The 26,822-nt window shown below is 54.9% G+C and carries 24 protein-coding genes; 15 read left to right on the plus strand and 9 right to left on the minus strand.

Annotated features, from left to right (window positions below; translation table 11 throughout):
* The first annotated feature begins 36 nt into the window (after positions 1 to 36).
* From SP99_RS00820 to SP99_RS00835, 4 genes are all read left to right on the plus strand, one after another.
* Positions 37 to 342, plus strand: coding sequence for a YsaB family lipoprotein (locus SP99_RS00820; protein WP_047957489.1), 306 nt, complete (start codon positions 37 to 39; stop codon positions 340 to 342).
* A 160-nt stretch (positions 343 to 502) separates the two neighbouring features.
* Positions 503 to 1,414, plus strand: a complete 912-nt coding sequence (gene glyQ, locus SP99_RS00825) for a glycine--tRNA ligase subunit alpha (protein WP_003860141.1) — start codon at positions 503 to 505, stop codon at positions 1,412 to 1,414.
* Positions 1,415 to 1,423: 9 nt separating this feature from the next.
* A complete protein-coding gene (glyS, locus tag SP99_RS00830; protein WP_047957490.1) occupies positions 1,424 to 3,493 on the plus strand; it encodes a glycine--tRNA ligase subunit beta in 2,070 nt (689 codons plus the stop codon).
* A gap of 229 nt (positions 3,494 to 3,722) precedes the next feature.
* Entirely contained in the window at positions 3,723 to 5,342 is a 1,620-nt protein-coding gene (locus SP99_RS00835; RefSeq protein WP_047957491.1) for an ABC-F family ATP-binding cassette domain-containing protein, read from the plus strand.
* A 39-nt stretch (positions 5,343 to 5,381) separates the two neighbouring features.
* On the opposite strand, the gene SP99_RS00840 is transcribed toward SP99_RS00835, so the two are convergent.
* Positions 5,382 to 5,669, minus strand: a complete 288-nt coding sequence (locus SP99_RS00840; RefSeq protein WP_025759170.1) for an HTH-type transcriptional regulator — start codon at positions 5,667 to 5,669, stop codon at positions 5,382 to 5,384.
* Between the two features lie 331 nt (positions 5,670 to 6,000).
* On the opposite strand from SP99_RS00840, the gene SP99_RS00845 reads away from it, so the two are divergent.
* Together SP99_RS00845 and cspE are read left to right on the plus strand one after the other, a co-directional pair.
* Positions 6,001 to 6,711: a DUF3053 domain-containing protein gene (locus tag SP99_RS00845; RefSeq protein WP_025759171.1), complete on the plus strand. Its 711-nt coding sequence runs from the start codon at positions 6,001 to 6,003 to the stop codon at positions 6,709 to 6,711.
* 247 nt (positions 6,712 to 6,958) lie between these two features.
* Positions 6,959 to 7,171, plus strand: coding sequence for a transcription antiterminator/RNA stability regulator CspE (cspE, locus tag SP99_RS00850; RefSeq protein ID WP_003860775.1), 213 nt, complete (start codon positions 6,959 to 6,961; stop codon positions 7,169 to 7,171).
* Positions 7,172 to 7,229: 58 nt separating this feature from the next.
* On the opposite strand, the gene ghrB is transcribed toward cspE, so the two are convergent.
* From ghrB to SP99_RS00880, 6 genes are all read right to left on the minus strand, one after another.
* Positions 7,230 to 8,204, minus strand: a complete 975-nt coding sequence (ghrB, locus tag SP99_RS00855) for a glyoxylate/hydroxypyruvate reductase GhrB (RefSeq protein WP_047957492.1) — start codon at positions 8,202 to 8,204, stop codon at positions 7,230 to 7,232.
* 26 nt (positions 8,205 to 8,230) lie between these two features.
* On the minus strand, positions 8,231 to 9,511 hold the full coding sequence (locus SP99_RS00860) for an MFS transporter (RefSeq protein ID WP_025759175.1): 1,281 nt from the start codon (positions 9,509 to 9,511) through the stop codon (positions 8,231 to 8,233).
* 117 nt (positions 9,512 to 9,628) lie between these two features.
* Positions 9,629 to 10,567: a sugar kinase gene (locus SP99_RS00865; RefSeq protein ID WP_047957493.1), complete on the minus strand. Its 939-nt coding sequence runs from the start codon at positions 10,565 to 10,567 to the stop codon at positions 9,629 to 9,631.
* Positions 10,568 to 10,570: 3 nt separating this feature from the next.
* A complete protein-coding gene (locus SP99_RS00870; protein WP_047957494.1) occupies positions 10,571 to 11,320 on the minus strand; it encodes a sugar phosphate isomerase/epimerase family protein in 750 nt (249 codons plus the stop codon).
* Between the two features lie 103 nt (positions 11,321 to 11,423).
* Positions 11,424 to 12,440 carry a LacI family DNA-binding transcriptional regulator gene (locus SP99_RS00875; protein ID WP_047957495.1) on the minus strand — a complete coding sequence of 339 codons (1,017 nt, stop codon included), beginning with the start codon at positions 12,438 to 12,440 and terminating at the stop codon, positions 11,424 to 11,426.
* A 179-nt stretch (positions 12,441 to 12,619) separates the two neighbouring features.
* Positions 12,620 to 13,282, minus strand: coding sequence for an OmpA family lipoprotein (locus tag SP99_RS00880; protein WP_021242473.1), 663 nt, complete (start codon positions 13,280 to 13,282; stop codon positions 12,620 to 12,622).
* A 211-nt stretch (positions 13,283 to 13,493) separates the two neighbouring features.
* Here SP99_RS00880 and SP99_RS00885 point away from each other — a divergent pair, with 211 nt between their 5' ends.
* A complete protein-coding gene (locus SP99_RS00885; RefSeq protein ID WP_047959749.1) occupies positions 13,494 to 15,773 on the plus strand; it encodes a molybdopterin guanine dinucleotide-containing S/N-oxide reductase in 2,280 nt (759 codons plus the stop codon).
* Here the strand turns inward: SP99_RS00885 and SP99_RS00890 are convergent.
* Together SP99_RS00890 and tag are read right to left on the minus strand one after the other, a co-directional pair.
* Positions 15,736 to 16,182 (minus strand): N-acetyltransferase, encoded by a 447-nt coding sequence (locus SP99_RS00890; protein WP_047957496.1) that lies wholly within the window; start codon positions 16,180 to 16,182, stop codon positions 15,736 to 15,738. The genes SP99_RS00885 and SP99_RS00890 overlap by 38 nt on opposite strands.
* Entirely contained in the window at positions 16,160 to 16,741 is a 582-nt protein-coding gene (gene tag, locus SP99_RS00895) for a DNA-3-methyladenine glycosylase I (protein ID WP_047957497.1), read from the minus strand. The genes SP99_RS00890 and tag overlap by 23 nt, the downstream gene beginning before the upstream one ends.
* Before the next feature lie 351 nt (positions 16,742 to 17,092).
* Here tag and lpfA point away from each other — a divergent pair, with 351 nt between their 5' ends.
* From lpfA to eptB, 8 genes are all read left to right on the plus strand, one after another.
* Positions 17,093 to 17,617 carry a long polar fimbrial major subunit LpfA gene (gene lpfA, locus SP99_RS00900; RefSeq protein ID WP_047957498.1) on the plus strand — a complete coding sequence of 175 codons (525 nt, stop codon included), beginning with the start codon at positions 17,093 to 17,095 and terminating at the stop codon, positions 17,615 to 17,617.
* A 58-nt stretch (positions 17,618 to 17,675) separates the two neighbouring features.
* A complete protein-coding gene (gene lpfB / locus SP99_RS00905; protein ID WP_047957499.1) occupies positions 17,676 to 18,374 on the plus strand; it encodes a long polar fimbrial biogenesis chaperone LpfB in 699 nt (232 codons plus the stop codon).
* A gap of 23 nt (positions 18,375 to 18,397) precedes the next feature.
* Positions 18,398 to 20,926, plus strand: coding sequence for an outer membrane usher protein LpfC (gene lpfC / locus SP99_RS00910; RefSeq protein ID WP_047957500.1), 2,529 nt, complete (start codon positions 18,398 to 18,400; stop codon positions 20,924 to 20,926).
* Between the two features lie 17 nt (positions 20,927 to 20,943).
* Entirely contained in the window at positions 20,944 to 22,014 is a 1,071-nt protein-coding gene (gene lpfD / locus SP99_RS00915) for a long polar fimbrial protein LpfD (RefSeq protein ID WP_047957501.1), read from the plus strand.
* A gap of 4 nt (positions 22,015 to 22,018) precedes the next feature.
* Complete coding sequence (lpfE, locus tag SP99_RS00920; RefSeq protein WP_047959750.1) at positions 22,019 to 22,546, plus strand: long polar fimbrial protein LpfE; 528 nt, start codon at positions 22,019 to 22,021, stop codon at positions 22,544 to 22,546.
* A 151-nt stretch (positions 22,547 to 22,697) separates the two neighbouring features.
* Positions 22,698 to 23,381 (plus strand): autotransporter domain-containing protein, encoded by a 684-nt coding sequence (locus SP99_RS00925; protein WP_047957502.1) that lies wholly within the window; start codon positions 22,698 to 22,700, stop codon positions 23,379 to 23,381.
* Between the two features lie 239 nt (positions 23,382 to 23,620).
* Positions 23,621 to 24,823: an L-lactate MFS transporter gene (locus tag SP99_RS00930; protein ID WP_047957503.1), complete on the plus strand. Its 1,203-nt coding sequence runs from the start codon at positions 23,621 to 23,623 to the stop codon at positions 24,821 to 24,823.
* A 259-nt stretch (positions 24,824 to 25,082) separates the two neighbouring features.
* Positions 25,083 to 26,774 carry a kdo(2)-lipid A phosphoethanolamine 7''-transferase gene (eptB, locus tag SP99_RS00935; RefSeq protein WP_045285993.1) on the plus strand — a complete coding sequence of 564 codons (1,692 nt, stop codon included), beginning with the start codon at positions 25,083 to 25,085 and terminating at the stop codon, positions 26,772 to 26,774.
* Positions 26,775 to 26,822 lie beyond the last annotated feature (48 nt).

The raw sequence follows: 26,822 nt of genomic DNA on the forward strand, positions 1-26,822 counted from the left end.
TAAAAATAACAGCCACAGACCAGGGCGGTAATAAAAATGATGATGAAGCGTGTGGCGTCACTCTTTCTGCTGGGCATTCTGGCAGGATGCAGTGCCCCGCAAGAAGCACCGGTGCAAAAAGCACAGCAGGGTAAAATGAGCCCGGAACGTTCACTGAATATGGAAGCGCTCTGTAAAGATCAGGCTGCGCGACGTTATAACTCGGAGGTGCAGAAAATTGATGTCACCGGGTTTGAGCGCTTTCAGGGAAGCTATGAACTGCGGGGCCATACGCCCCGTAAAGAGGGCTTTGTCTGCTCGTTTGATGCGGACGGTCAGTTTTTACACCTCTCCATGCGCTAGCCTGCTCGGATAATCAACAGCCAGACGCCCGCGGCGTTCTGGCTTGAATGCTTATTTCCCAATTTTCCCTAAACAACTCCGTTTCGTACTGTATATCTTGCAGCCAGCGGGTATACTGGTCCCTTCCATTTAAAACCACACGTATCCAGCACGAAATACTATGCAAAAGTTTGATACCAAGACCTTCCAGGGCCTGATCCTGACCTTACAGGATTACTGGGCTCGTCAGGGCTGTACCATTGTTCAACCTTTGGACATGGAAGTCGGCGCCGGCACTTCACACCCGATGACCAGCTTACGCGCGTTGGGGCCAGAGCCAATGGCGACCGCTTATGTGCAGCCTTCCCGCCGTCCGACCGATGGTCGTTACGGTGAGAACCCGAACCGTCTGCAGCATTACTATCAGTTCCAGGTGGTGATTAAGCCATCACCAGACAATATTCAGGAACTGTATCTCGGGTCACTGAAAGAGCTGGGTATGGATCCCACCATTCACGATATCCGTTTCGTGGAAGATAACTGGGAAAACCCAACGCTGGGTGCCTGGGGGCTGGGTTGGGAAGTGTGGCTGAACGGCATGGAAGTGACCCAGTTTACCTACTTCCAGCAGGTTGGCGGTCTGGAATGTAAACCGATCACCGGTGAAATCACCTACGGTCTGGAACGTCTGGCTATGTATATTCAGGGCGTAGACAGCGTTTACGACCTGGTCTGGAGCGACGGCCCGCTGGGTAAAACCACCTACGGCGACGTGTTCCATCAGAACGAAGTGGAGCAATCCACCTATAACTTCGAATACGCGGACGTGGACTTCCTGTTCACCTGCTTCGAGCAGTACGAGAAAGAAGCGCAGCAGCTGCTGGCGCTGGAGACTCCGCTGCCGCTGCCTGCTTATGAGCGTATTCTGAAGGCCGCCCACAGCTTCAACCTGCTGGACGCCCGCAAAGCGATCTCCGTGACTGAACGTCAGCGCTACATTCTGCGTATTCGTACCCTGACCAAAGCCGTTGCAGAAGCTTACTATGCGTCCCGTGAAGCCCTTGGCTTCCCGATGTGCAACCGAAACAAATAAGAGGCGGCCATGTCTGAGAAAACTTTCCTGGTGGAAATCGGCACCGAAGAGCTGCCACCAAAAGCCCTGCGCAGCCTGGCTGAATCTTTTGCTGCGAACGTGACTGCCGAGCTGGATAACGCTGGCCTGGCGCACGGTAAAATTGAATGGTTTGCTGCGCCGCGTCGTCTGGCGCTGAAAGTGGCTAACCTGGCGGCGTCTCAGCCGGATCGTGAAGTGGAAAAACGTGGCCCGGCGATTGCCCAGGCGTTCGATGCCGAAGGCAAGCCAAGCAAAGCAGCAGAAGGCTGGGCGCGTGGTTGCGGTATTACCGTTGACCAGGCCGAGCGTCTGACCACCGACAAAGGCGAGTGGCTGCTGTATCGCGCTCACGTAAAAGGTGAAAGCGCTGAAGCGCTGCTGCCGGACATGATTGCGAGTTCGCTGGCTAAGCTGCCGATTCCTAAGCTGATGCGCTGGGGCGCGTCCGACGTGCACTTCGTGCGTCCGGTTCACACCGTGACCCTGCTGCTGGGCGATACCGTGATTCCGGCCACCATCCTGGGCGTGGCGTCCGATCGCGTGATCCGCGGTCACCGCTTCATGGGCGAGCCTGAGTTCACCATCGACAATGCCGATCAGTATCCGCAAATCCTGCTGGAGCGCGGTAAGGTCATTGCTGACTACGAACAGCGTAAAGCCAAAATCAAAGCCGATGCAGAAGAGGCGGCGCGTAAGATTGGCGGTAAAGCCGATCTGAGCGACAGCCTGCTGGAAGAAGTGACCTCGCTGGTGGAATGGCCGGTTGTGCTGACCGCGAAGTTCGAAGAGAAATTCCTGGCCGTTCCGGCTGAAGCGCTGGTGTACACCATGAAGGGTGACCAGAAGTACTTCCCTGTCTACGCCAACGACGGCAAGCTGCTGCCAAACTTCATCTTTGTCGCGAACATCGAATCGAAAGATCCGAGCCAGATTATCTCCGGTAACGAGAAAGTGGTGCGCCCGCGTCTGGCGGATGCCGAGTTCTTCTTCAACACCGACCGTAAAAAACGTCTGGAAGATCATCTTCCGCGTCTGCAGACCGTACTGTTCCAGCAGCAGCTGGGTACGCTGCGCGACAAGACCGACCGTATTGCGGAGCTGTCCGGCTGGATCGCCCGTGAAATCGGCGCTGATGTCAACCACGCCACCCGTGCGGGCCTGCTGTCCAAGTGCGACCTGATGACCAACATGGTGTTCGAATTTACCGACACCCAGGGTGTGATGGGGATGCACTACGCGCGTCACGATGGCGAAGCGGAAGACGTGGCGGTTGCCCTGAACGAGCAGTATCAGCCGCGCTTTGCGGGTGACGAGCTGCCGTCTAACCCGGTTGCCTGCGCCGTGGCGATTGCCGATAAGATGGACACCCTGGCAGGTATCTTCGGTATCGGCCAGCATCCAAAAGGCGACAAAGACCCGTTTGCGCTGCGTCGTGCGGCGCTGGGCGTGCTGCGTATCATCGTTGAGAAGAACCTGAACCTGGATCTGCAGACCCTGACCGAAGAAGCGGTGCGTCTGTACGGTGATAAGCTGACCAACGCCAACGTGGTGGATGATGTGATCGACTTTATGCTCGGTCGCTTCCGCGCGTGGTATCAGGACGAAGGTTACACCGTTGACACCATTCAGGCGGTACTGGCACGTCGTCCAACCCGTCCGGCAGATTTCGATGCGCGTATGAAGGCGGTTTCCCACTTCCGTACGCTGGAAGCGGCATCTGCCCTGGCTGCGGCCAACAAGCGTGTCTCCAACATTCTGGCGAAATCCGACGAAACGCTGAACGAGCGCGTAAACGCCGCGACGCTGAAAGAGCCGGAAGAGATCGCCCTGGCGATGCAGGTTGTGGTGCTGCGCGACAAGCTCGAGCCGTACTTCGCGGAAGGCCGCTACCAGGAAGCGCTGGTGGAGCTGGCGGAGCTACGTGACGTTATCGACGCCTTCTTCGAGAAAGTGATGGTGAACGTAGAAGACAAAGAGCTGCGTATTAACCGTCTCTCTATGCTCGAAAAACTGCGTGAGCTGTTCCTGCGCGTGGCGGATATTTCGCTGCTGCAGTAATGTGCCCGTTGTTATAAAGGCTAAAAACCCGCTTCGGCGGGTTTTTTTATGGTGCACTGATGAAAATTTAACCTTGAAATGGTCAACACATTACCGCTATTCTTATCCGCGTTAACTTTCTCGCTCTGGAGCGCCCCCCAAAAATGAACAAACACGACTGATGAATTTCGATCCTTGCTAAACGCTACCGCGTCGGCAGGGGATGTTTTGATTTCATTCAGGAGTGCTTATGGCTCATTTTGCGCAGTCCCCCTCTTTTATTTTGCATCAGGTCACCTGTCAGTTTGCGACGGGCGATATCCTTTTTGGTCCGCTGAATCTCACGCTGGAGCCCTCCCTGTGCGCGCTGGTTGGTCGCAACGGTAGCGGGAAAACGCGTCTGCTGCGCATGCTGGCGGGGCGGGATGAACCAGCCAGCGGTCATATTGAACGCTTTGGCTCGTACTTCTATGTGGCGCAGCAGCATGCTATTTCTGCACAGACGACACTGGCGGAACTGCTGGGTTATGAGGCGATTTTCGCGGCACGTGAGCGTATTGATAGCGGCGATTACCAGCCTGAGGATCTGGACATACTCGACGGCCACTGGGATTTAGCCGAGCGTCTGAGCGAGGCATTTATCCATGCGCAACTGCCCGCGTTTGATCCGGATAAGCCCGCCGGTGAACTCAGCGGCGGCGAGCGCATTCGCGCCCTGCTGTGCGGGGCATTTACGGCGGACGCGGACTTTCTTCTGCTGGACGAACCCACTAACCATCTGGATCGACAAAGCCGGGCATGGTTTTACGACCAGCTTAGACGGTTTCAGGGCGGTGTGCTGGTGGCCTCCCATGACCGAGAACTTCTGGAGCAGGTACCGCGTATTCTGGAACTGAGCGCCTCGGGCCTGCGCAGCTACGGCGGGAATTATGCGGACTATACCCATCAGCGGGATACCGAACAGCAGGCTGCCCGTGCGGCGCTGGAGCATGCAGCAACCGAGCGCAAACGTACCCGGGCGCGCATGCAGAAAGAGCATGACGACAGCCAGCGGCGGTCGGCAAAGACGTTACGCACCGTTGATACCCTGAATATCGCCTCGTTTGAGCGGGTCAAATACAAAGGCGCGGCAAAGGAACGAATTGGCAGCTGGAAGAAGCAGCACAGCGAGCAAAACGAGGCGCTGAATGCCGCGGTTAATAAGGCGCGTGAAAGGGTTGAAGAAGATAACCCGGTGATGTTTACCCTGCCGGGAAGTCAGATCCCGGAAGGCAAACAGGTGCTGGTGCTGGAGGATCTGGTATTACCGCATGTGCCCGTTGCACCCATCACCTTGCGCATGGACGGACCGATGCGCGTGGCGTTAAAGGGGCCAAACGGCTGCGGAAAATCAACGCTGTTAAGAACTATCCTCGGTGAGATCGCCCCACGTTCAGGTGCCTGTAAGGTTTCTGTCAGCTGCGCCTATCTCGATCAGCATTTGTCACAGCTCGATCTTTCACAATCGGTCATGACGCATCTCAATTTGAGTCATACGCCTCTGGAAGAGGGGGTATTGCGAACCCGTTTAGCGCAGCTGCAGCTGGGTGCCGACAAAGTCACGCTCCCGCTGGCGGAACTCAGCGGTGGCGAGCGTCTTAAGGCTGCGCTCGCCTGCGTGCTTTGGCGCGCTGAAGCCACGCAGCTTCTGCTGCTGGATGAACCAACCAATCATCTTGATCTGGCTTCGGTACAGGCGATTGAAGCGGCGCTGGCCGGTTTCCCCGGGGCACTGCTGGTGGTATCACACGATGAGGCTTTTTTAAGAGGCTTAACGTTAACGCATGAATGGGTGTGGGAACAGGCGGGATGGCGTTGTGAAAGCCTTTAAAACACAAGCCCCCGCAAAGGCGGGGGCATTCAAACGTCACTACGCTATCTGTTTGCTGAGTGCAGGGTTGGCCTGAATCAGGCGCATCAGCTTTAACTCGGTTGGGGTGGGTTTCTCACGTTTCGACTCCCACTCCTGCACCATAGCCACGCTGACACCCATCGCTCTGGCGAATTCTTCGGTTTTCAGTCCTGTCCCTTTGCGCAATTGCTCATATTCTGTAAAGGGATTGGATTTTTGTTGCAGGGTAATCGTCTGCGGTACATCTTTAAAAATGATCTGTTCCAGACTGCTCAGCAGCTCAAACTCAGGATCTTTATATTCCATTGAGGACTCCTCTTAAATCTCACATCGTGATCAAGAACATCAGAGAGCCAATTAAGAATAGTCCCTAATCCAGACCCAGGATCGTCACGGCTGTGATTAATCGTGCGGTAACGAATGCTGTACCCGATTCAGCGATATGGATATTTATGCTAATTACCTGATTAGTCATATGTCGGCCTCGCCAGGTATTTTTTTGTAAATGGTAAGAAATAAATTGGCAATAGCCGTTTTGCATGAAAAGAGTATCTTGCAAGGCTGACCTGGACTATCCTTGTCAGCGTTGGGCACGCGTGTGCCGGTGTGCGCTTTTTTGGGTGAAAGGAGTAATAAAATGGCGACAGGAAAGTCCTGCTCTCGCTGGTTTGCGCCTATTGCGGCGTTGTTGATGGTTGTTAGCCTGAGTGGGTGTTTTGATAAAGAAGGCGATCAGCGCAAAGCGTTTATCGATTTTCTGCAGAATACAGTGATGCGCAGCGGCGAGCGGTTGCCGACGCTGACTGCGGATCAGAAAAAACAGTTTGGCCCCTTCGTGTCCGATTACGCCATTCTTTATGGTTATTCACAGCAGGTGAGTCAGGCGATGGATTCCGGTATCCGCCCGGTAGTGGATAGCGTGAACGCCATCCGCGTTCCACAGGATTATATGACGCAGCGCGAACCGTTACGTCAGTCCAACGGTGCGCTTGGCGTGCTGAGTCAGCAGTTGCAGAATGCGAAAATGCAGGCTGATGCGTCACGTTCTGCGCTGAAGCAGGGCGACGATCTCAAACCTGTCTTCGACAAAGTGTATGAGAAAGTGGTGACCAAACCGTCTGAAGCGCTGCAACCGCTGATTCCGGCCGCGCAAATTTTCACGCAGCAGCTGGTTCAGGTGGGTGACTTTATCGCCCAGCAGGAGACTCAGGTAAGCTTTGTCGCCAATGGCATTCAGTTCCCGACCTCGCAGCAGGCAAGTCAGTACAATACGCTGATTGGACCGCTGGCCTCCCAGCATCAGGCCTTTAGCCAGGCCTGGAGCGCAGCCGTCGCGGCCACAGAATAAACTGAAAAAACCCCGCTTCCGGCGGGGTTTTTTTATGCATTCCGAAAATAACGCTTGTCATTCCTCCCCCACATCGGTATAACTGTTCGCGTCGGTTTGTTACACAGACCTAAAGCAGTTTAGTAAAGCAGTCCAGATTGTTATCCATAGATACCCTTCGTAGTGACCCTTCCTTCATCGCTTAAAAATCTGTAACGCAATCCATCAAGCCGGAAGGCACAATATATTTGTTAATTAAGGTAATTCTATGTCTGCTAAAATGACTGGTCTGGTAAAATGGTTCAACGCTGATAAAGGTTTCGGCTTCATCACTCCTGACGATGGCTCTAAAGACGTGTTCGTACACTTCTCTGCTATCCAGAACGATGGCTACAAATCTCTGGACGAAGGTCAGAAAGTGTCCTTCACCATCGAAAGCGGCGCTAAAGGCCCAGCAGCTGGTAACGTTGTAAGCCTGTAAGCTTCCAACCCAGTAGCAAAGAATTTAAAAACCCGCCTTCTGGCGGGTTTTTTCGTTTCTACCGTTGTACCTGCGGATTCACGCAGTTCATCTCCACTCTGCCACTGAGGGCAGCGATAAGATTATCTACTGCCGTGGCCGCCATGTTGTAGCGCGTCTCATGGGTGGCGGAGCCGATGTGGGGCAGGGCGACCACGTTGGGTAGCGTCAGCAGTGGGGAATCCACCGGCAGCGGCTCCTGCTCAAACACGTCCAGACCGGCGGCATGGATCTCACCGTTTTGCAGGGCTTCAATCAGCGCCTTCTCATCCACTACCGGGCCGCGACCCGCGTTGATGAAAATGGCTGACTTCTTCATCTTTTCGAACGCCGCTTTGCCAATCAGATGACGGGTTTCGTCTGTCAGCGGCAGGACCAGGCAGACAAAATCCGCTTCCTGCAGCAGCGTATCCAGCTCGCAGTAGCGGGCGTTAAAACGTCCTTCAGCTTCACTGTGGTGGCGACGCGCGTTGTACAGAATCGGCATGTTAAACCCAAAATGCGCGCGCTGCGCCAGTGCCAGTCCGATACGCCCCATGCCCACAATACCCAGCGTTTTGCCGTGCACATCCACGCCGAACCAGTCCGGACCTATGCTTTTTGTCCACTCGCCCGCTTTGACGCGCTCAGCCACTTCCACCACGCGACGGGCCGTCGTGAGCATCAGCGCCATTAGCGTGTCGGCCACGGTTTCCGTCAGGGCATGCGGTGTATGCATCAGCAGGATCCTGCGGGCATTAAGGGCCTCCACGTCGAAGTTATCGTAACCCACGGACACGGTTGAGGTAGCATGAAGCTTCGGCATTTTCTCCAGCAGGGCGACATCCACTTTTTCGCTTGAACCCAGCAGGCCTTCAGCGCGGGCGAACGCCTCAGCGTGCTGTGCCACGGTCTCCGGGCTCAGGTTCTTCACCTGCGTGACGGTGAAGTGCTCTTCAAGGCGCTTCTGCAGATCTTCCGGCAGGGCTTTATACAAAATGACGGACGGCTTCATGCTAATCTCCGTTGTGTTTTAAGGTTTCAGGCGTGGCGAGCGCCGACAGGGTGTTGTTGATTATTAGCAGGCTTAACAATCAGAGTAAGCCATACGGAGGCGAAAAGCGCCACCCCCATAAAGATGTATGACGCAGCCGGGCTGCCGGTGGCACCGTTCAGGTAACCGACGAACCAGGAGCCGCAGAACGAGCCCAGCGCACCCATACTGTTGATCAGCGCCATCGCGCCACCTGCGACGTTACGCGGCAGCATCTCCGGGATGATGGCAAAGAACGGTCCATACGGGGCGTACATGGCTGCACCGGCAATCACCAGCAGCGTATAAGAGACCCAGAAGTGGTTTGCGCCCACGGCCCAGGAGCCAATGAAGGCAAAGGCAGCGATCAGCAGCAGCGGCCAGACAAACAGCTTACGGTTTTGCAGCTTGTCCGATGCCCAGGAGACGATGATCATCGCGATTGTCGCCGCCAGATACGGCACGGATGACAGCCAGCCTACCTCGACCATACCGAGGTTTTCACCGCCGCTGCGGATAATGGACGGCAGCCACAGCACAAAGCCGTACACCCCAATACTCCAGGTAAAATACTGTGCGCACAGCAGGATCACGTTGCGGGAGCGGAAGGCTTCGCCATAGTTACGCACCGCCTTCAGTCCTTGCTGCTCTTTATCCAGCTGTGCCTGCAGCGCCGCTTTCTCATCTTCGGAGAGCCATTTCGCCTGGGCTGGTTTATCTTTCACCAGCACCCACCAGCAGAAGGCCCAGATAATCGCCGGTACCCCTTCGATGATAAACATCTCGCGCCAGCCGAAGGACTGGATGAGGTAGCCGGAGACGACCGACATCCACAGTACCGTGACCGGGTTACCGAGGATCAGGAAGGTATTGGCGCGTGAACGTTCGGATTTGGTAAACCAGTTGCTGATGTAGATCAGCATCGCCGGCATCACCGCCGCTTCAACCACGCCGAGGATAAAGCGAATAGCGGCCAGGGCAGGAATATTGTTCACCATGCCGGTGAGAGACGCGCAGGCGCCCCACAGGATCAGACAGATGAAGATCAGCTTGCGCACGCTGCGGCGTTCCGCATAGATCGCGCCAGGGATCTGGAAGAAGAAGTAGCCGAGGAAGAAAAGGGCGCCCAGCAGGGAGGAGATCCCTTTGGTGATCCCCAGGTCTTCGGTGATCCCTGCCGCGGACGCGAAACTGAAGTTGGCACGATCAAGGTACGCCAGGCTGTACGTGATGAACACGATTGGCATGATGTACCACCAGCGTTTTACTGCATTGGTCGAACTGTTCATAGGCTTGCCTCTGTTGTTGAGGTGGTTACCGCCGTTGTCTGTAGGGTACACGGTGGTTTAATTATCTGGTGCGGCTTGCTGCCCTCACCCTGGCCCTCTCCCACAGGGAGAGGGAATTTAAGCGCCGAGCTGTGCTCGTGTTGGTAATCCTTCGCTATCGCCCTGCACCTGAATGGCCAGCGAGCCAATCTTGTTGCCCCGCGCGACAGCCTGCTGCAGCGTTTTGCCTTCCAGCAGGGCGCTAATGACGCCCACGGCAAAACCATCGCCCGCGCCGACGGTATCGACGACGTTCTCAACCTTCACCGCAGCGACCGCGCCTTGTTCACCCTCGACGGTTTTAAACCATGCGCCATCGGCACCGGTTTTCAGCACCACCGCTTTTACCCCCTTATTAAGGTAGAAGTCGGCAATGCCTTCCGGCGTACTTTCGCCGGTCAGAATCATCCCTTCTTTCAGGCCTGGCAGAACCCAGTCCGCCCGGAACGCCAGACGGTTGAGCTTCTCAACCATTTCTGCCTCGCTTTTCCACAGCACCGGGCGTAGGTTGGGATCGAATGAGATGGTTTTCCCCTGGGCCTTCATGGTGGTCGCGGCATGATCGAGCAGTTCATACGAGCTGGCAGAAAGTGCCGCGGCGACGCCGCTCAGGTGCAGGTGACGTGCGCCTGCAAAATAGTCGGCGTGGTAATCCGCCACGGAGAGATGGCTTGCAGCCGATCCCTTGCGGAAATATTCCACGATGGGATCGGTTCCATTTTCGACTTTAGATTTAAGCTGAAAACCGGTGGGGAAGCGTCCGTCGAGGGTGACGCCTGCGGCATCAATACCCTCTTTTTTCAGCGAATCGAGAACGAAATGACCAAAGCTGTCATCCCCCACGCGGCTGACCCAGCCGACGTTCAGGCCGAGACGCGCCAGCCCGGTCGCGACGTTCAGCTCTGCGCCTGCCACGCGTTTGATAAAGCGCTCCACCGCGCTCAGCTCGCCTGTTTCGGTGGCGACAAACATCGCCATGGCCTCGCCGATAGTGATGACATCCAGCGTCTTGTGCATGGTTTACTCCTCGCGTAGCAGGTTGACGTAATGGCGGGTCACGGCGGTTAAATCCGTCCCTTCCAGCGGGAACTCGATACCGCGCGGGGCATCGGCGGGCAGCTGGCTGAGCAGAGCCAGCCAGCGCGCATCGGCGTGGTCCGGTGCGACAGCGCGGAAGTTATCCTTATGCGGCACGGCGGCTTTCACGTGGATATAACTCACGGCAGGGGCCAGATGGCGGGCTGCTTCTTCGGGCGAATCGCCAACCCACAGCCAGTTACCCATGTCGAAGGTCAGGGTGACGGGGAGCGCCATGTCCCGACAGGCGGCCTGGAAACGCTGCATAGGCGCGAGCTGGCCGCAGTCGGTCTGATCGTTTTCCACGACCAGCGCCATGCCGCTTGTGTTCAGCAGCGCACGCAGGGCGTCGAGAGAGTGCGTGTCGCTGAAATGGCCGAGGGAAACCTTGAGCCACAGCGCGTTCAGGGTATTGGCCTCAGAGAGATAGCGGGGCAGGTCCGGGTTGAGTGTGCCGTCGGGCATAAACAGGGCGGAGGGTGCGGAGTAGCACGCCAGCAGGCCCAGCAGCTCAATGGATTCACCCAGCGCAGGCAGCGCCAGCAGCTCTTCGCTGTTGAACAGTTCCCGGCGGATCTCCACGCCGTCTGCGCCCGCGCCAGCAATAACGGGAAGCATCGCCCGCTGACCGCCCGCCTGTCGCACCTGTTCCGCGCCGTACGCGGCGGTGACCACCATAATTTTCCTGTCCATCGTCGGACTCCATCGCAACATATCAATACTATTACGCTAGATGGAACCGGTTCCAAAGAAAAGGTCAGGATGTTGAATTTATGATCGACATCACAAGGGGAAATTAACGCGCGGTGGAGCCGCGAACAATCAGTTCACCGGAGAACACCTGCTCGCGTACGGCATCGTTGATACCTTCGATACGACGAACCACTTGTTCTACAGCAGCATAGCCAATTTGCCAGGTGGGTTGTTTGAGGGTGGTGATACCGACACCGGCCAGCTCCGCCCACTCCAGTTCATCAAACCCCAGCAGACCAATGTCGCTGCCCCAGTGCAGGCCAATGCGCTTGAGCGAACGGGCGACCTGAAGCGTCAGCGCCCCGTTGGCGGAGATCACGGCTTTGCGCATCCCGCGATGGCGGGTGTGGAACTGGCGCAGGGTGTTGTCGAGCTGGTCGGCTTCGTGAAGCGGCGTTTCGGCATTTTCGGCGATCACACCCGGATAACGCTCCAGCGTGGCGCGAAATGCGCCCAGGCGTTCACGACGGGTGTTAACCATGCCCAGCGGTTCGCTCAGAAACAGAATGGCCTCGAAACCCTGTTCAATCAGATGTTCGGTGGCGGTCGTGGCGGCCTGGGTGTTATCCAGCCCGACCACATCACAGGCAAATTCGGGAATTTTACGGTCGATGAGGACCATGGGCAGGGAGGACTGCTGCAGGCGATTTAATCCTTCTTCCCGCATGCCCACCGCGTTAACCACAATCCCTTCCACCTGATAGCTGCGCAGCAGATCGAGATAGTGCAGCTCCTGGTCGACTTCGTTGTTGGTATTACAGACCAGCGGCGTGAAGCCCTTCTCGCGACAGGCCGCTTCGATACCGCTGAGCACGTTAACGGAATAGGGATTGGTGATATCGGCGATGATAAGACCGATGAGGCGGGTGCGGCCGCGTTTAAGCCCGCGCGCCATCAGGCTGGGGCGGTAGTCGAGATCGGCAATCGCCTGTTCAATTCGCGCCAGCAGGGCATCAGACAACAGGTGTTTCTCGCCGTTGAGATAGCGCGAAATACTGGTTTTACCGGTTCTGGCGGCTTTCGCCACGTCGCTGATGGTGGCCCGGGCTGGTTTGCTCATCACTGATTTCCCTGAATTTAGTGAGAATACCTTAGCGGGAAAATCGGACGAATCAAGTAATTTGCCCGGTGGCGCTGCGCTTACCGGAGGTTGCGGCCTGATGCCCTCACCCCAACCCTCTCCCACGGGAGAGGGCGCAAACACTAAAAACGGCAACGGGGTTGCCGTTTTGCTTTTACCTACTGAATTGGGCTTAACGTAATCTCAACGCGGCGGTTCTGCGCTTTGCCTTCCGCCGTGCTGTTGCTGGCGATAGGGTTAGCTGGGCCCATGCCGCTGGTGCGGATGCGGTTTGCTTCAACACCCTGGGTAATCAGCGAGCTGGCCACGGAATCGGCGCGCTGCTGGGACAGACGCATGTTCAGATCCTTGCTGCCGGTGCTGTCGGTATAGCCAATCACGTTCACGGCGGTTTTGTTGTACTCTTTCAGCACCATCGCCACGCCGGTCAGGGTGTTAGCACCCGCAGGTTTCAGCGTTGCGCTGTTGCTGTCGAAGGTCACGTTGTTTGGCATGTTCAGGATGATGTTATCCCCGCTGCGGGTGACGCTCACGCCGGTTCCCTTCATTTTGTCGCGCAGTTTCGCTTCCTGTACGTCCATGTAATAACCGACGCCGCCGCCCAGCGCCGCGCCCGCTGCTGCGCCAATCAGCGCGCCTTTGCCGCGGTCTTTCTTGGAGGAGGAGAGTGCCCCAACGCCTGCGCCTACCAGCGAGCCGATACCCGCGCCGATACCGGATTTACCCGCTTCGCGTTCGCCGGTGTAAGGGTTGGTTGTGCAGCCAGAAACAGCCAGTGCACCGCTCACCAGAGCGGCAATAACGAGTACGCGTTTTTTCATCTTCTTTCCTTAATCCTTTTTATTCTTTGCCACGGCGAGCGTGGCAGTTGATTATGACGTCCGGATACGGAGAAAATTCCGGGGATAACTCTGAAATTTGTGACAAACCATAAACTGCCTCAATAAGAAGGCCGTAAACCTGCACGCAACCAGGAGCGCACGCTTGAGCACCTCAACGAAAACCATTCTGACCGCCGCCCACTGGGGGCCGATGCTGGTCGAAACCGATGGCGAGAATGTCCTGTCTTCTCGCGGGGCATTGCCAACCCAACATCCCAACTCTTTACAGACCGTCGTTCGCGATCAGGTGCACAGTAAAACGCGCGTGCGCTGGCCGATGGTGCGTAAAGGATTTCTGGCTTCGCCGGACAAGCCACAGGGCATTCGTGGTCAGGACGAATTTGTTCGCGTGAGCTGGGATGACGCGCTGGCGCTGATCCACACCCAGCACAAGCGGATCCGCGACAGCTATGGTCCTGCCTCTATTTTTGCCGGCTCTTACGGCTGGCGTTCAAACGGCGTGCTGCATAAGGCTTCGACGCTGCTGCAGCGTTATATGAGCCTGGCGGGAGGCTACACCGGCCATCTCGGGGATTACTCCACCGGCGCGGCGCAGGCGATTATGCCGTATGTGGTGGGGGGTAATGAGGTTTATCAGCAGCAGACCAGCTGGCCGCTGGTGCTGGAACACACCGATGTGGTGGTGCTCTGGAGCGCTAACCCCCTCAACACGCTGAAAATTGCCTGGAATGCCAGCGACGAGCAGGGCATTGGCTATTTTGACGCGCTGCGTAAAAGCGGCAAGCGCATCATCTGTATTGACCCGATGCGTTCTGAAACCATGGACTTCTTTGGCGACAGCGCCGAGTGGATTGCCCCGCATATGGGCACCGACGTGGCAATGATGTTAGGTATCGCCCATACGCTGGTCGAAAACGGCTGGCACGATGTCGAATTCCTGACGCGTTGTACCACCGGCTTCGATAAATTCGCCGACTATCTGACGGGTAAAACGGATGGCGTGGCCAAAACGGCAGAGTGGGCGGCAGACATTTGCGGCGTTCCTGCGGATAAACTCCGCGAACTGGCGGCGTTGTTCCATCAAAACCTCACGATGCTGATGTCCGGCTGGGGGATGCAGCGCCAGCAGTTTGGCGAGCAAAAACACTGGATGCTGGTGACGCTCGCCGCGATGATCGGGCAGATCGGTACCCCGGGTGGTGGTTTTGGCCTCTCTTATCACTTCGCGAACGGCGGTAACCCCACCCGTAAAGCGGCCGTGCTAGCCTCCATGCAGGGCTCGGTGCAGGGGGGCGTGGATGCCGTGGATAAAATTCCGGTGGCGCGTATTGTTGAAGCCCTGGAAAATCCGGGCGGTTTTTATCAGCACAACGGTCAGGACCGCCATTTCCCGGAGATTAAATTTGTCTGGTGGGCGGGTGGGGCGAATTTCACGCATCATCAGGATACCCATCGTCTGATCCGCGCCTGGCAGAAGCCGGAGCTGGTGGTGATCTCAGAGTGCTTCTGGACCGCCTCGGCCAAACACGCCGATATCGTGCTGCCGGCGACCACCTCGTTTGAGCGTAACGATCTCACCATGACCGGCGACTACAGCAACCAGCATATGGTGCCGATGAAGCGCGTGGTGGCGCCACGTGATGAAGCGCGTGATGATTTTGACGTATTTGCTGAACTGAGCGAGTTGTGGGAAGCGGGTGGTCGGGAGCGTTTCACCGAGGGGAAAACCGATCTCGAATGGCTGGAAACTTTCTATCAGATTGCCGCTCAGCGCGGTGCCGCCCAGGGTGTCACGCTACCGCCCTTTACTGAATTCTGGGAAGCAAACCAGATCGTCGAAATGCCGGAGAGTGAACAGAACGCGCAGTTTGTCCGTTTCGCCGATTTCCGACGCGACCCGGAGAAGCACCCGCTGAAAACCGAGAGCGGAAAGATGGTGATCTACAGCGAGCGCATCGCCAGCTTTGGCTATGCCGACTGCCCGCCGCACCCTATGTGGCTCGAGCCGGACGAGTGGCACGGCAACGCCCAGCCGGGGCAGCTGCAGGTGTTGTCAGCCCATCCTGCGCATCGTCTGCACAGCCAGCTTAATTACACGTCACTGCGTGAGCGGTATGCGGTTGCAGGGCGAGAACCGATTACGCTGAATACCCTCGATGCAAACGCCCGCGGAATTGTTGACGGTGACGTGGTGCGCGTCTGGAACCATCGCGGACAGGTGTTGGCCGGAGCGGTCGTGAGCGACGGGATTAAACCGGGTGTTTTCTGTATTCACCAGGGCGCCTGGCCTGACCTGGAGCCCACCGAAGGGGGGATCTGTAAAAACGGGGCGGTTAACGTGCTGACCAAAGATCTCCCCAGCTCGAAGCTGGGGAATGGTTGTGCAGGAAACACGGCGCTGGCCTGGGTCGAGAAATATCAGGGACCCGAGCTTACCTTAACGGCGTTTGATCCGCCTGCCAGCTCATGATCCAGGTCGGATGTTGAGTGTCATCCTGCCAGGCGCTGTCTTCAATACGAAAGCCCTGCGCGTGGTAGAAATTCACCGCCCGGACATTTTTCTGATACACCTCCAGGCTTAAGTGCGGGAAGCGCTGTTGAACGTGGTTCAGCAGCGCACGCCCGATGCCTTTACCGATATACCCCGGGGCGACAAACAGTGCGCCGACAAACTGCGACTGCATCACGCTGATAAATCCGCAAGGTTCGCCATCCTGTTCCCAGACCCAGGTTTCAGCCGAAGGCAGGTAAACATCCCGCACCATGGCTTCATTTTCTTTCCAGTAACTCGCCTCAATAAACGGATGCGCTACGGTGGTGCTTTCAAGCCATAGGCTCAAAAGCGGTGCGGTATTCTCACTTTGCCATTTGCGGATCATAATGGCCTCCCGGATGACAGAAGCAGCCGGTAACATGGTCGTTGACCAGGCCACAGGCCTGCATAAAGGCGTAGCAGATAGTGGAGCCGACAAACTTGAAGCCACGTTTTTTCAGGGCTTTCGAGAGCGCATCCGAGGCTGGCGTCGAGGCGGGGATTTCAGCCAGCGTGGCGGCCTGCGTGATTTGTGGTTCGTTATTCACGAACGTCCAGACAAACGCTGAAAAGGATTCACCGTTTTGCTCCATCGCCAGGTAAGCGCGTGCGTTACCAATAATGGCCTGGATCTTACCGCGATGGCGGATGATGCCGGCATCCAGCACCAGGCGTTCCACGTCGTCATCGGTCATGGCGGCGACGGCGACAGGATCGAACTGGTGAAAGGCATTGCGGTAGTTTTCGCGTTTCTTTAGTACCGTAATCCATGACAAACCCGCCTGCTGGCCCTCCAGACAGATCATCTCGAAGAGTTTTTTGCCATCCCTTTCCGGCACGCCCCATTCCCCATCGTGATAGTCGATATAAAGCTGATCCTGGCTTACCCAACCGCAACGTTGCATAGGCGATGTCCCTTAATGATGTTGATGCTAAATGAATCGATAGCCTGCGGACATTATGACGGTTCAGCCTCCAAAGCGCATAACCTCTTCGATGACACTGTGAACCGCGTATCATTCTGACATTCGCAAAATGTATTTTTTGGCTTGTATTAATAGGAATTATATTTTCAAGGCTGATTAATCTGTATAAGTTTAGATGTTTAAATTAAATATTGTTTTAATGATTATTAAAGGGAGTGTTTAGTTTAACTGAATACATTCTTTAATGAATATTATTTTATTGAATCTGCAGGTGTATTATATTTTCAGGCTTGTTTTATCCCATTGGCGTATTTTTTAAAAGGAGTTTTAATGAAAAAGATTATTGCGCTTTTTCCGATTCTTGCTGTTATGTCGTCATCCGTTTTTGCCGCAGCGTCCGGTGATGGTACGATCAAATTCACAGGTGAAATAGTTGATTCACCCTGCGTCATTTCTGTTGATTCACAAAATCAGGAAGTTGTGCTCGGCCAGGTGAAAAAGAGCGTATTCACTGAAGTGGGCGATAAATCTTCCTCCAGACCGTTTGAAATCAAACTGGAAGAATGTGATATCTCCAGCAAGACCAAAGTTAACGTGAGTTTTTCAGGCATCGCCGATGAAACAAACGATTCGCTGCTCTCCGTCAACACGGAGGCTGGCTCTGCTTCAGGCGTAGGTATTGGCATCTATGACAACGGCAATAAGCTGGTTGATGTCAATACAGGAAAAGCGACAACAACGCTTCAGGCGGGTCAAACCGTTCTGTACTACACCGCCAGTTATGTCGCCACCAAGGCTGCTATAACTACGGGTTATGGTAATGCAGAAGTTGACTTCAATCTGACATACGAATAATTAACAAAGAGAAAAGGCAATAGTTTCTATTGCCTTTAATGATTCGATGGAGAGAATCATGAGAGGTGGCAGTTTTATATTACTCGGTACATTAACGCTTTCATTTATTACGTCAACCGGTTACGCCGCTGGGGTGGCGTTGAGCAGTACGCGAGTGATATATGACGGGAGTAAAAAAGAAGCGTCGCTCACGGTGAATAATAAAAGTACGACGGATGAATTTCTTATTCAGTCCTGGATTGATGATATCAATGGCAGTAAAAAAACGCCGTTTATCATCACGCCGCCTTTGTTCAAACTGAATCCAACGAAAAATAACGTCCTGCGTATTGTGAAAACCACGGATGCGCTGCCTCAGGATCGCGAGTCTGTTTACTGGATAAACGTAAAATCCATTCCTGCACAAAGCGAGGGCTCAGCGGACAAAAACGTGCTGCAGATTGCGGTACGTACACGTCTTAAGCTTTTTTATCGCCCGGCGAGTCTTCAGGGCAAAAGTATGGATGGCTGGGAAACGCTGCGTTTCTCTCGTGTGGGAAACCATCAACTCAGTGTGACCAATCCTTCCGCTTTCAATCTTACTTTTAATCAGCTTTATGCCGATGGGCACGCTGTTGAAAAGTTGGGAATGGTCCCTGCAAAAGGCTCATTGATTATCCAGCTTCCTGCAGAAGTGGGTCAGGTAAAAGACGTTAAATATAACATTATCAATGACTTTGGGACGGCAGGCGAGATGCTGACGCAGCATCTGAACTGAACATTGTCTTAAGGAACGCCGCAATGCCATGGATGTCACATTTTTTTGCCAGAAACGCTCCCCATTTCTCGTTGTCTGCACTCGCGCTGATGGTGGCGGGGACGTCCCCTGCATGGGCGGGAAAATTTAATCCTCGTTTTCTGGAAGAGGTACCTGGTATTGATCAGCACGTCGATCTCTCACTGTTTGAATCGAAAAGTGCTGAGCAGGTACCTGGCAAATATCGGGTGGCAGTGGTAGTGAATGACCGCAAGATGGAGTCCAGAACGCTGGAGTTTAAAGCGGCGACTCCGGCTCAGCACGATAAACTGGGTGAAACGCTGATGCCTTGCCTGAGTCGGGTGCAGCTTGAAGGCATGGGTGTGCGTATCGACAGTTTCCCGGCGCTTAAGCAGGTTCTACCTGAAGCCTGCGTTGCCTTTGAAGAGATTATTCCCCAGGCGGCAAGCCATTTTGATTTTGCTGAACAAACGCTGGTGATGCGTTTCCCCCAGGCCGCTATGCAGCAAACCGCACGCGGTACGGTACCCGAATCACGCTGGGATGAGGGGGTCAACGCTCTGCTGCTGGACTACAACTTTTCCGGCAGTCATTCCAGTTACAACGACCATAACAGCGATCTGAGTGACAGCAGCGACAACCATTACCTGAATACGCGCAGCGGCATGAACCTGGGGCCATGGCGTTTGCGTAACTACAGTACCTGGACCCGCAACGACGGTGAACAGCACTGGGATAATCTTGGTACATCTCTGAGTCGCGCCATCGTGCCGCTGAAAGCTGAACTTACCCTCGGGGATACCTCAACGGCGGGCGATATCTTTGACAGCGTGCAGATGCGTGGCGTCATGCTGGCCTCGGACGATGACATGTTACCGGACAGCCAGCGGGGGTTTGCCCCCGTAGTACGTGGTATCGCGAAAAGCAACGCTGAGGTGACCATCGAACAGAATGGTTACGTCATTTACCGTGCGTATGTACAGCCTGGCGCATTTGAGATTAACGATCTTTATCCCACCTCGAACAGCGGCGACCTGACGGTGAAGGTGAAAGAGGCCGATGGCAGCGAGCAGACATTTATTCAGCCTTTCTCGTCGGTCGCGATTTTTCAGCGCGAGGGACATCTCAAATACACGCTTTCCGGTGGGGAATACCGCGCCGGGAATTACCGCAGTGACGAGCCAAAATTTGGACAGTTTGATGCCATGTACGGGCTGCCGCTGGGTTTTACTGTCTATGGCGGTGCCATCCTTTCTGAGGATTACACCGCACTGGCAACGGGGCTGGGGAAAAACTTCGGCTACATTGGCGCGATCTCCGTTGATGTGACCCAGGCCAAAAGCACGCTGGCGGATGGCCGCTCCGACGAAGGCCAGTCTTATCGATTCCTCTATTCCAAAAGCTTTAACGGCGGGACGGATTTTCGCCTGATGGGCTACAAGTATTCGACCAGCGGTTTTTATACCTTCCAGGAAGCAACAGATGTGCGCAGCGACGCGGGCAGTGATTCCGCCAACTACCACAAACGCAGCCAGATTCAGGCTAACGTCAGCCAGCAGATGGGCAGCTACGGTTCGGTTTATGTTAACGCCACTCAGCAGGATTACTGGAATGATGAAGGTAAGCAGCGCTCCATTAACGCTGGCTATAACGGACGTATTGGCCGGGTGAATTACAGCGTGGCCTACTCCTGGACCAAAAGCCACGATGGTCATGAGAGCGACCGCTTGTGGTCGTTTAGCCTGTCGGTGCCGCTCGGTCGCGTATGGAGCAACTACCACCTTACCACCGACCAGCATGGCCGTACCCTGCAGCAGGCGGGGTTAAGCGGCTCTGCGCTGGAAGACCATAACCTCAACTACAGCGTCCAGGAAGGGTATGGCAGCAATGGCGTTGGCAACAGCGGCAACGCCAATCTGGATTACCAGGGAGGATTTGGCAATGCCAGCATGGGGTATAACTACAACCGCGACAGTCAGCAGGTTAACTATGGTCTGCGCGGCGGGATTATTGCCCACAGCGAAGGGATTACGCTGTCACAGCCGTTGGGCGAGTCGATTGCGCTGATTTCGGCGCCGGGCGCACGGGGCGCAAGAGTGGTCAATAACGGTGGCGTGACGGTGGACTGGATGGGGAATGCGGTGGTGCCTTACCTCAGTCCGTACCGTGAAACGGAGGTCGCGCTGAGAAGCGACAGCCTGAACAGCCAGGTGGATCTGGACAATGCCTCGGTGAACGTGGTGCCCACGCGGGGCGCCATCGTACGGGCTCGCTTCGATACCCGCGTGGGCTACCGGGTGCTGATGAACGTCACTCAGGTTGATGGCCGGGTCGTGCCTTTTGGCGCTACGGCCACGCTGGTGGATGATAAGAAAGAGAACAGCAGTATTGTGGGTGAAGAGGGGCAGCTTTATATCAGCGGCATGCCGGAGAGCGGGCTGCTACAGCTGCGCTGGGGTAACGATGCCGGCCAGCAGTGTCGCGTGAACTTTACGCTGCCAGAGCAGCAAAACAGCAGCGACGTGGTGATGACCCACGCGGTCTGTCGATAACAGGGAAGGAAAAGACGATGTATCAACGTGTTTTTGCGCTAACCGGGCTGGTGTGTGCGGCGCTGTTTTCCCGCCAGGCGCTGGCGGCAGACGACTGGGGCCCCTGCACCTCCCTGAACGGCACGTACCAGTTGAACGCTTTAATGATCAAGACGGTAACAGATACCTCGAAGAACAGTTCGGGCACAGTGTTACCGGATTTTTATACCTGGGATTTAGGGAGGCAATATCCGGGCATCTGCGACTGCCCGGATAATGAGGAAACGACACCAGTATATTATAAAGCAGCCACTTCACTTCCATTTGGTCATCGTGATGGTACGCAAGAGTTCTATAGTGTGAATAACAATATTCAAATCGCCACTCAGATTTGGATTGAGGGTCGTGTAAAAGAGTATGTTGACGCCCCTTTTTCCGATGTTTCAAATAAGAACAGTACTCGTCAATTGTGTGATGTGAATACTGACACTGAGAACGCAGATATAACGACAGGCAGTAAAGGAAAATTATCGCTCTATATCAACCACCCCTTTGTAGGCCAGTTGGATATCCCTTCCACTAATATTATGAACCTGTATGGCACCAAGAAACCCGGCGTGTATAGCGCAATGCCTCTGGCAGCGGTTTATCTCAGTGGTTCTGTCACCGTGCCCCAGGGCTGTGAACTGGCCAGCGGCAGCACGCTGGAGATCCCCTTTGGTGAATTCCAGGCGCATGACTTTAAGGATCGCAAAGGACAGCTTCCGGCTGGCGCCTCGCCGGTGACGAAAGATCTGCAGTTTAATTGCACTAATATTGCGGACGGCGTGAAAATCTATCTGCGCATTGAGGGAACGCCGAATGCGAATGACAGTTCAGCCATCGATCTTGGTAATCCGGATATTGGCGCAGTGATCAAAAACGCCAGCGGCGTGGTGCTAAAACCGAATAGCACGGATGCGCAGGCGCTGACGGCCTCGCCGCTGACGGATGACATCCACCGTTCGGCCTCCACCACGCTTTCGTTCTCGCCTGTGAGCACGACCGGTAAGCTGCCGGAAACCGGCGATTTTGAAGGTATCGCCACCTTGCGAATTGATGTGGAGTGACGCCGTGAAAATGATAAACGCGATGATCTATGGTGGACTGCTGATCTCCTGCGGCGCATGGGCGATTCCCGTCAATATAGGGTCTGCCGGGGATGTACATTTTACCATCAGCATTCGTCAGGGAACCTGCGAACTGGAGAAGGACAACATTGAGGTGGATATGGGGTCGGTAATACTGCCGCGCCCGGTACAGGCTGGGCGTGAACTTAATCAACAGAAATTTACGATTGCGCTAAAAAACTGCGCTAACGTGGCCCGGACTTACGTCACTATGGATGGCCTGGCGGACAGCACGGACCCCCATCTTTTTGCGCTGGACAGCGGCGGCGCGACGGGGATTGCCCTGAAAATTAAAACCGGCGGGGGCGTTCAGCAGTATCCGCTGAGCACCGATCCCACGCCCCTGGCACACATCATCCCCACTGATGGAAACAACGCGCTGGAGTATATCGCCAGCTATGTCACGGTCAGCCCTGATGCAAAATCGGGAGCGGCTAACGCCATGCTGACCTTCAGCGTTGTTTATGAATAGCGCAGTGGCTGACAGAACGTTAAATAATTCAACCTGGCTGGCTTGACGTGCTGGCGAAAAAGACAATAGTTAATACAGAGCCATAGGCTCTAAAATCTCGTCCTGAAAATGATAATAATCGCCGAATTCGGCTCTCTCTGGGGTCGCATTGATGATGATAAAAAAAATCAGTGGTCGCCATGCCGCTTCTGGCCTGGTGGGAATTTCAGCCTGCCTGTTTTTTTGTAATACAGCATCTGCCTGGCAACAGGAATATATTGTTTCAGACGCACAAAATAATACGGCGGAACGCTATACCTGGGACGCGGATCACCCACCGCGGTATGAGGATATTCTTGCTGAACGTATTCAGTCGTCACAGGATGCGCCTGGCCTGGCCCTGAATACCCTGGACGGAGCGATGAGCGTGGGCTGGAATTTTCCTGTTTCAGCGCGTACCAACACCGGCCCGGTGGTGGCGTGGCGTTATGACGGCACGGCTCCCATGATGATTAACGAGTTTGGTGATAGTGCGACGATGCAAACGTCCAGCGACCCGCTCTGGCATGCCAGCGTCAGCACGCTGGGGTGGCGTGTGAATACCCGCTACGGCGATCTCCGTCCCTGGGCGCAGATTAGCTATAACCAGCAGTTTGGTGAGAATCAGTGGAAATCGCAGTTTGGCATGCCGCAGACACCCTCTCCGGCACAAAACGGCAACTGGATGGATGTGACCGTGGGAACGGATATGCCGTTTAACACGCACGTTGCGGCCTATGCGTCGCTTGCACAAGGGGAACATACCACCAGCGGAGAGGAGTTTTTGTATACTCTGGGTGTTAATGCAAATTTCTAGCGTTGTTACTTTTTTAAACGTTACGATAACATCCTGAACACAATAACCGCTGGGGGTTACAGCGATAGCAGATACTAACATACTATCGCTTTATTCCCGGGCCAGGCCATTCATTCCCGATTCCAGGCATTTCATTCCGTTTCGCCTGCACTTCATGCCGTTTTACCCCAGGCATATTAAGGTTTTGTTTATCGTTGTCCTCAGTGAATTCCCTCAATTTCTCTTGCAGGACAACTGCCATGAACACATCAACTTATAACCGCACGCGCTGGCTCACGCTCTTTGGCACCATCGTCACCCAGTTTGCGCTGGGCTCGGTCTATACCTGGAGCCTGTTTAACAGTGCCCTTTCCGACAAACTCGGCGCACCGGTTAGCCAGGTCGCGTTCTCCTTTGGTCTGCTGAGCCTGGGGCTGGCAATTTCGTCTTCCGTGGCGGGCAAGCTGCAGGAGCGTTTTGGCGTGAAGCGTGTGACCATGGCGTCCGGGCTCCTGCTCGGCCTGGGCTTTTTCCTGACGGCGCATTCCAGCAACCTGATGATGCTGTGGCTGAGCGCCGGGGTGCTAGTGGGGCTGGCCGATGGCGCAGGTTACCTGCTGACGCTGTCGAACTGCGTGAAGTGGTTCCCGGAACGTAAAGGCCTGATCTCCGCATTTGCCATCGGATCTTATGGTCTGGGCAGCCTCGGCTTCAAATTTATCGACGCCCACCTGCTGGCGTCCGTTGGTCTCGAAAAAACCTTTATGATCTGGGGCGCAATCGTTCTGGTGATGATCCTCTTCGGCGCCACGCTGATGAAGGATGCGCCGCAGCAGGAGGTTAAGTCCGTGAACGGCGTGGTGGAGAACGACTTCACCCTCGCGCAGTCCATGCGTAAACCCCAGTACTGGATGCTGGCGGTGATGTTCCTGACGGCCTGCATGAGCGGCCTGTATGTTATCGGTGTCGCAAAAGATATCGCCCAGGGGATGGTGAAACTGGATGCGGCCACGGCGGCCAATGCGGTGACCGTGATCTCCATTGCCAACCTCTCCGGTCGTCTGGTGCTCGGTATTCTCTCTGACAAAATCGCCCGTATCCGCGTGATTACGATTGGGCAGGTGGTTTCGCTGGTCGGTATGGCGGCTCTGCTGTTTGCCCCGCTGAACGAAGCGACCTTCTTTGCGGCGATTGCCTGCGTAGCCTTTAACTTCGGCGGCACCATTACCGTCTTCCCGTCACTGGTGAGCGAGTTCTTTGGCCTGAATAATCTGGCGAAAAACTACGGCGTTATCTATCTGGGCTTCGGGATTGGCAGTATCTGCGGTTCGCTGATTGCTTCCCTGTTCGGTGGGTTCTATGTGACTTTCTGCGTGATTTTCGCTCTGCTGATTATCTCCCTGGCGCTCTCTACCACGATTCGCCAACCGCAGCGTGAAGTTTTCAAAGAAGTTCATGCGTAATGACGACACGAAAGGCCGGTTATCCGGCCTTTGTATTTTCTGAAAACGGGTAATAAAGCGTTTTTGTCTGTTTTGGGATTTGCTTTTTTGTAAATAACTGTACCGATCACACTCTCTTCTGCCACTTTTCTGCTTCCCTGTGGTCTACTTACCACGCCTCCAGACGTTTCATTGAACGATCCCTTGAGCGTATGTTTAATCTGTCTGCTTTTTAACCGAGGCAGGCGGCGGTACTGTCCCTTATTTCCGGGTAGCTTGCATGAAATACATTAAATCGATGGCGCAACAAAAGCTCTGCTTTTTGCTGGCGTTGTACATCGGCCTGTTTATGAATGGCGCGGTTTTTTTCCGTCGGTTTGACGGTTATGCGCAAGATTTTACCGCCTGGAAAGGAATTGCAGCGGTTGTCGAATTGGTCGCCGCGGTACTGGTCACCTTCTTTTTATTCCGTATTCTGACCCTGTTTGGCCGTCGCGTGTGGCGAGTGCTGGCAACGTTTATCGTGCTGTGCTCGGCGGGGGCCAGCTATTACATGACCTTTATGAATGTGGTCATTGGCTACGGCATTATCGCCTCGGTGATGACCACGGATATCGATCTCTCTAAAGAGGTCGTGGGGTTGCACTTTATTCTCTGGGTGGCGGCGGTCAGTGCTTTGCCGTTGCTGCTCATCTGGAGTAACCGCTGCCGGTACACGCTGGTTCACCAGATCCGCACGCCGGGTAAACGCTTCAGAAGCGTTGCGATTGTCCTGCTGGCCGGTCTGATGGTCTGGGGGCCAATTCGTCTGCTGGAGGTGAAGCAGAAGAATGACGAACGTACCTCCGGCGTGGATATGCCAAGCTACGGCGGTGTGGTTGCCAACTCGTATTTACCGTCTAACTGGATCTCTGCGCTGGGGCTGTATGCGTGGGCGCAGGTGGATGAGTCTTCTGATAATAAATCGCTGATGAACCCGGCGAAGAAGTTTACCTATGTCGCGCCAAAAGATATCGACGATACCTACGTCGTCTTTATTATTGGGGAAACCACGCGCTGGGATCATATGGGTATTCTTGGCTATGACCGCGATACAACGCCAAAACTGGCGCAGGAGAAAAACCTGATTGCCTATCGCGGCTACTCCTGTGATACCGCCACCAAGCTCTCCTTGCGCTGCATGTTCGTACGTGAAGGAGGGGCGAGTGATAACCCACAGCGGACGCTGAAAGAGCAAAACGTCTTCTCGGTGCTGCATCAGCTTGGGTTTACGTCTGACCTGTATGCGATGCAGAGCGAGATGTGGTTCTACAGCAACACCATGGCGCAGAACATTTCCTACCGCGAGCAGATTGGCGCGGAGGCCCGTAACCGCGGTAAGCCTGTTGATGACATGCTGCTGATTGATGAGATGAAGTTGTCTCTCAACGGTAACCCGAACGGTAAGCACATGATTATTCTGCATACCAAAGGGTCGCACTTTAACTACACGCAACGCTACCCGCGTAGCTTTGCGAAATGGACGCCGGAATGTGTCGGGGTAGATAAAGACTGCACCAAAGAGCAGCTGATTAACTCTTATGACAACTCCGTGATGTATGTGGATCACTTTATTGATTCGGTTATTGACCAGGTGCGTGATAAGAAAGCGATAGTGTTCTATGCGGCGGACCATGGTGAATCCATCAATGAATTCGAGCACCTGCACGGTACGCCACGTAAGATGGCGCCGCCGGAGCAGTTCCGTGTACCGATGATGGTGTGGATGTCTGACAAGTATCTGGAAGATCCGGAGAAAGCGAAGATGTTTGCTCACCTGAAAAAAGAGGCGGATATGAAGGTGCCACGTCGTCACGTTGAGCTGTACGACACTATTTTAGGCTGCCTGGGTTATACCTCTCCGGACGGCGGTCTGAACGAAAATAACAACTGGTGCAAACTCCCTGACAGCACCGCTAAAGCCGCGCAGTAACTCGCCTGGCGAGAATATCGCCAGTTGAAGGGCTTTTTTAAATTAAGG

The organism is Enterobacter sp. BIDMC92 (genome assembly GCF_001030225.1).
Classification (GTDB): Bacteria; Pseudomonadota; Gammaproteobacteria; order Enterobacterales; family Enterobacteriaceae; genus Enterobacter; species Enterobacter sichuanensis.

What these genes read in the sequence shown, in the direction of transcription:
- SP99_RS00860 (WP_025759175.1), bottom strand. Translation starts at nt 9,511, where the DNA reads ATGAACAGTTCGACCAATGCAGTAAAACGCTGGTGGTACATCATGCCA.
- SP99_RS00820 (WP_047957489.1), top strand. Translation starts at nt 37, where the DNA reads ATGATGATGAAGCGTGTGGCGTCACTCTTTCTGCTGGGCATTCTGGCA.
- SP99_RS00925 (WP_047957502.1), top strand. Translation starts at nt 22,698, where the DNA reads ATGATGATAAAAAAAATCAGTGGTCGCCATGCCGCTTCTGGCCTGGTG.
- cspE (WP_003860775.1), top strand. Translation starts at nt 6,959, where the DNA reads ATGTCTGCTAAAATGACTGGTCTGGTAAAATGGTTCAACGCTGATAAA.
- ghrB (WP_047957492.1), bottom strand. Translation starts at nt 8,204, where the DNA reads ATGAAGCCGTCCGTCATTTTGTATAAAGCCCTGCCGGAAGATCTGCAG.
- tag (WP_047957497.1), bottom strand. Translation starts at nt 16,741, where the DNA reads ATGCAACGTTGCGGTTGGGTAAGCCAGGATCAGCTTTATATCGACTAT.
- eptB (WP_045285993.1), top strand. Translation starts at nt 25,083, where the DNA reads ATGAAATACATTAAATCGATGGCGCAACAAAAGCTCTGCTTTTTGCTG.
- SP99_RS00890 (WP_047957496.1), bottom strand. Translation starts at nt 16,182, where the DNA reads ATGATCCGCAAATGGCAAAGTGAGAATACCGCACCGCTTTTGAGCCTA.
- SP99_RS00930 (WP_047957503.1), top strand. Translation starts at nt 23,621, where the DNA reads ATGAACACATCAACTTATAACCGCACGCGCTGGCTCACGCTCTTTGGC.
- SP99_RS00845 (WP_025759171.1), top strand. Translation starts at nt 6,001, where the DNA reads ATGGCGACAGGAAAGTCCTGCTCTCGCTGGTTTGCGCCTATTGCGGCG.
- lpfB (WP_047957499.1), top strand. Translation starts at nt 17,676, where the DNA reads ATGAGAGGTGGCAGTTTTATATTACTCGGTACATTAACGCTTTCATTT.
- lpfD (WP_047957501.1), top strand. Translation starts at nt 20,944, where the DNA reads ATGTATCAACGTGTTTTTGCGCTAACCGGGCTGGTGTGTGCGGCGCTG.
- SP99_RS00870 (WP_047957494.1), bottom strand. Translation starts at nt 11,320, where the DNA reads ATGGACAGGAAAATTATGGTGGTCACCGCCGCGTACGGCGCGGAACAG.
- SP99_RS00835 (WP_047957491.1), top strand. Translation starts at nt 3,723, where the DNA reads ATGGCTCATTTTGCGCAGTCCCCCTCTTTTATTTTGCATCAGGTCACC.
- SP99_RS00880 (WP_021242473.1), bottom strand. Translation starts at nt 13,282, where the DNA reads ATGAAAAAACGCGTACTCGTTATTGCCGCTCTGGTGAGCGGTGCACTG.
- SP99_RS00885 (WP_047959749.1), top strand. Translation starts at nt 13,494, where the DNA reads ATGCTGGTCGAAACCGATGGCGAGAATGTCCTGTCTTCTCGCGGGGCA.
- lpfC (WP_047957500.1), top strand. Translation starts at nt 18,398, where the DNA reads ATGCCATGGATGTCACATTTTTTTGCCAGAAACGCTCCCCATTTCTCG.
- SP99_RS00865 (WP_047957493.1), bottom strand. Translation starts at nt 10,567, where the DNA reads ATGCACAAGACGCTGGATGTCATCACTATCGGCGAGGCCATGGCGATG.
- glyS (WP_047957490.1), top strand. Translation starts at nt 1,424, where the DNA reads ATGTCTGAGAAAACTTTCCTGGTGGAAATCGGCACCGAAGAGCTGCCA.
- lpfA (WP_047957498.1), top strand. Translation starts at nt 17,093, where the DNA reads ATGAAAAAGATTATTGCGCTTTTTCCGATTCTTGCTGTTATGTCGTCA.
- SP99_RS00875 (WP_047957495.1), bottom strand. Translation starts at nt 12,440, where the DNA reads ATGAGCAAACCAGCCCGGGCCACCATCAGCGACGTGGCGAAAGCCGCC.
- SP99_RS00840 (WP_025759170.1), bottom strand. Translation starts at nt 5,669, where the DNA reads ATGGAATATAAAGATCCTGAGTTTGAGCTGCTGAGCAGTCTGGAACAG.
- glyQ (WP_003860141.1), top strand. Translation starts at nt 503, where the DNA reads ATGCAAAAGTTTGATACCAAGACCTTCCAGGGCCTGATCCTGACCTTA.